General features: G+C 69.0%; 4 protein-coding genes and 1 pseudogene. 2 read left to right on the top strand and 3 right to left on the bottom strand.

Annotated features, from left to right (window positions below):
* Window positions 1-466: pseudogene (locus SMA5143A_RS44530) on the top strand (hypothetical protein); the annotation flags it as partial.
* A gap of 7 nt (window positions 467-473) precedes the next feature.
* Window positions 474-614 (top strand): hypothetical protein, encoded by a 141-nt coding sequence (locus SMA5143A_RS43430; protein ID WP_181362301.1) that lies wholly within the window; start codon window positions 474-476, stop codon window positions 612-614.
* A gap of 139 nt (window positions 615-753) precedes the next feature.
* On the opposite strand, the gene SMA5143A_RS42825 is transcribed toward SMA5143A_RS43430, so the two are convergent.
* The 3 genes from SMA5143A_RS42825 to SMA5143A_RS44525 are packed head-to-tail and all read right to left on the bottom strand — an operon-like array spanning window position 754 to window position 3,414.
* Window positions 754-1,281, bottom strand: a complete 528-nt coding sequence (locus tag SMA5143A_RS42825; protein WP_146194066.1) for a hypothetical protein — start codon at window positions 1,279-1,281, stop codon at window positions 754-756.
* Window positions 1,271-2,080: an IS21-like element helper ATPase IstB gene (istB, locus tag SMA5143A_RS42295; protein WP_229882598.1), complete on the bottom strand. Its 810-nt coding sequence runs from the start codon at window positions 2,078-2,080 to the stop codon at window positions 1,271-1,273. The genes SMA5143A_RS42825 and istB overlap by 11 nt, the downstream gene beginning before the upstream one ends.
* A complete protein-coding gene (locus SMA5143A_RS44525; RefSeq protein ID WP_258194089.1) occupies window positions 2,077-3,414 on the bottom strand; it encodes a Mu transposase domain-containing protein in 1,338 nt (445 codons plus the stop codon). The genes istB and SMA5143A_RS44525 overlap by 4 nt, the downstream gene beginning before the upstream one ends.
* Between the last annotated feature and the right edge of the window lie 295 nt (window positions 3,415-3,709).

Here is a 3,709-nt window from a genome sequence, read left to right as displayed (position 1 = left end):
CATCCGCTCGGTGCGCGTCGCCACGCACTGCACCGAGGCCGACATCTCCGCCCAGCACATCGCCGCCGCGCGGGAGCTGGGGATGGACGTCGCCGGGTTCCTGATGATGTCCCACCTGGTCGAACCGGCCGAACTCGCCTGCCAGGCGCGGCTCATGGAGCCGTACGGCGCTACGTGCGTCTACGTCACGGACTCCGGCGGCCGGCTCACCATGGACGGTGTCCGCGACCGCTTCCGCGCGCCGCGCTGCCGCGTCCGGCCTCGGCCCGGATCTCACCCCGGCGCGTCGCGATTCGTGTCGTCAACGGCAGGGTTCTCTTTCTTGAGACTCCAGGACGCACGCCCAAAATGGCCGCTGCGCCCAGAACCGCGCCTGTTTCGGGCCCTCTATTCGCTGTCGACGCGGTGCCGTTCTCCGCGGCGGTGGACCTGGACAGCGAGCTGGACCGGCGTCTGGGACAGGTGACCAGCGGGTGAGCGACGCTGTGCACATCGTCCTGGACGATACCGCGATGGCCGCAGCCGGCCAGGGCAACGTCCTTGCTTCCCGCCTGATCCACCGCGCTCACGCCGAATCGGGATGGTTCCTGTACGCCCCTGATGGCGATTCCTGAAAATCGCCAGGTTCGCTCTTCCCTCCACTTGGTTGGCTTTTGAATCTTGTGGGTGAGTGGGGAGCGAAGAGCAGGTGTGAGGGCCCGGCGACCGAAGGTCGCCGGGCCCTGGTGATCAGTGACGGTCAGACGGACTCTTTCAGGGAGTTCTCCGCAGCGGGATGACGTCGGGTCCGGCGGGCATGGTGGGCCGGGCGGCTTCGGGTGTGGCCAGCAGGGCGACGATGGTGACCGGTTGCTGGCAGTGGGGGCAGTTGCGGGTGGCGGTCGGCTCCAGCGGGTCGCGTTCGGGGACAGCTGTGTGTGAGCCGCTGCGAGGTGTGGATCTGGGTGGCAGGGGGAGGCCGGGCATGGCGGGTGGGGCGAGGGTCTCGCCGAGTCGTCGGGCGCGTTCTTCGTCGCGTTGGCGGTCGCGCTGTTTCTCCGCGTCGCGGCGGCAGGCGGGTGAGCAGTAGACCTGTCGCAGACGGGGGTTGGCGGTGAAGTCGCCGCCGCAGGCCGGGCAGGAGTGCGTCTGCGGCTCAGCGGGGGCCGCGCGCCGGGCAAGGACTTTGCAGCGGGGAGAGCAGTAGATCTGTCGCGGGTGAGGGATGAACTCCCCTTCGCAGACGACGCAGTTGATCGGGACGGGGCCCTGGGCCGGGGACTGCGGGGTGTCATGAGACATGAGCGTTCACTCCCTTGCGCAGGGTCTCGGCCTGGTTCTGGTGTCCGCGGAGCCGGTAGGAGGGGCCGTCGATGCCCGCGACGGCGGCGCGGTGCAGGAGCCGGTCGAGCATCGCAGCCGCGACGGTGGCATCGCCGAAGGCGCCGGCCCAGTCGGCGATGCCGACGTTGGTCGTCAGGATGGTGCTCGACTTCAGATAGCGCTGGTTGATCACCTGGAACAGCGCGGACGCGCCGTCCTCGGGAAGCGGCAGATAGCCGAGCTCGTCAATGATCAAAAGCTTCGGGCCTGCGAAGAAGCGCATGCAGGTCTTCCAGCGGCCTTCGAGTGCGGCCTTGTGACATTTGGCCGCGAGCTCGGCGGCGGTGGTGAAGTAGACGCGGTGGCCTGCGTCGACCGCGGCCCGGCCGAGTGCGACGGACAGCATGGTCTTGCCGACCCCGGGCGGTCCGACGAACAGGACGTTGGAGGCGTCGTCGAGGAACCGCAGGGTGGCCAGGTCGCGGATGAGTTTCTCGTCGACGCCGGGCTGGGCGGCGAAGTCGAAGTCGTTCAGCGTCCAGGGTTCGGGCAGGCAGGCGAAGCGTTCCCGGGCCGCGAGCCGGCGGGCCTCGGTGGCCTCGACCTCGATCTCCAGCAGCCGCTCCAGTGCGGCGGTCAGCGACATGCGTTCGGTGCGGGCCTGGTCCAGGACCCGGTTCAACGCCTCGGCGGCGTCGTTGAGTTTGAGATAGGACAGATGTCCTCGCAGCTGCTGGAAGCGGCGCGCTTCGCTCATCTGCATCGGCGACGTACTCACTCCGAGCTTTCCTCCCTCGGTGTCGGGGCTTTCCGCAGCCGGTCGGCCACGGCGGCATAGGTGGAGAGGTCGATCACGACCTTCTCGGCCGGATCACCGGCGGCCGGCTGGCCGCGCAGGTGCTCGGCCTCGGCCAGGGCCGCGGCCGACGGCGGTCTGCGGACCTTGGTCTTGCAGGGCGCCCGGTCGGTGAACGAGGCCAGCACCGCCCGTTCCAGGGCGAGTACGTGTCCGTTGTCGCGGACGGTCTGACCGGCTCCGCGCGGGGCCCGGCGGTGCTGGGCGATGACTGCCCGGCCCGTGGTCGCGATGCGCAGGAAGTCCTCGCCGAGCCGGTGACGGACGTGGACCTGGACGCCGGGGAGCCCAGGCGGCACCGAGTAGAAGTTGCCGTCGAAGGACACCAGGCTCTGCGCACTGACCGTCCGCTGGACCTCCAGCTCGGCTGGGAACGGCCGCACCGGGATGTCCAACAGCGGTTCCATGTCGGCGAGTTCGGCGACCGTGACGGAGATGCCGTCCACCTTCCGGCGCCGCTCGTCCATCCGGACAGCGAGTTTGTCGACCCCGGACTGGGCCTGGGCGACGCTCAGGCCGTCGGGGACCGTGCGCCACCATCGCTGGGCGGCGGAGTGGTTCGCCTTCTCCACCACGCCCTTGCGGTTGCCGCGCCGCGGCGGGCAGATGTCCACCCCGGCCCCGTAGTACTTCGCGACCGCAGCAAAGGAGGCCGTGACCTGGCCGCTTGAGGGATAGCAGACCGTCGCCATGCGGTCGAACCGCCAGCGGCGGGCCGTCCCGCCGAGCCTGCGGACCACCTCGTCCAGCGCCTGGACCAGGTGCGGAAAGTCTTCCGACTCTGCCAGCACCGCCCGCCAGCGGCCGGAGTGCGCCAGCGCCCCGACCAGCAGGTGCGCATGGCTTCCGACGCCCCACGACCCAGGCGGGTCAGGAAGCTCCAGCCAGTCGAACTGGATCTCCTCACCCGGTGGATGGGCGATCATCGCGACATTGCGGCCGGTGGAGGCGTGGCAGGGCTCGCAGTGCGGACGGACCTGATAGCGGCGCAGCGCGCGGGTGAACGTCGAGTACGCACCCTCATAGCCGAGCGCGGCAACCTCGTCGAACAGCGTGGACGCCCACAGATGCGGATCGTCGGCCAGCCTCTGACGGCAGTAGGGCAGAAACGGCACGAACGCGTCCGGCGGCTGCCGCCGCTGCCCGGGAGTCCGCTCGTTGTTCAGGTAGTCCCGGATCGTCTTGCGGTCCCGGCCCAAGTGCCGGGCGATCGCCGAGATCGTCCATCCCTGACGACGCAGTGCGTGCGCATCCACGTCTTCCTCCCGCGTGAGCATCCGGGCCCCCGAACAGGCCGAACTTGCGCACGCAGGCTGTCCACGACACACCGATACCAGTTCGACACGCCGAGCAAGATCACGCGAAGGATGGGGAGATCAACTGAGCAGGTTTGGCGACCCAGAGATCACAGACTGAGGAAATTCAAAGAGCGCCATCACCCCGGCCTGCGCGTTACTGACGTTGTTGCCGTGATGTCGTCAGGGTGAGGCCGGTTTCGGAGAGACATCCATCGACGAGGTTGCTGCGGTACTGGATCTGGCGGAGACCGTG

This window comes from Streptomyces sp. MA5143a (assembly GCF_900290235.1).
In the GTDB taxonomy this organism is placed as follows: domain Bacteria; phylum Actinomycetota; class Actinomycetes; order Streptomycetales; family Streptomycetaceae; genus Streptomyces.
This window is presented reverse-complemented; position numbering and strand designations above follow the sequence as displayed.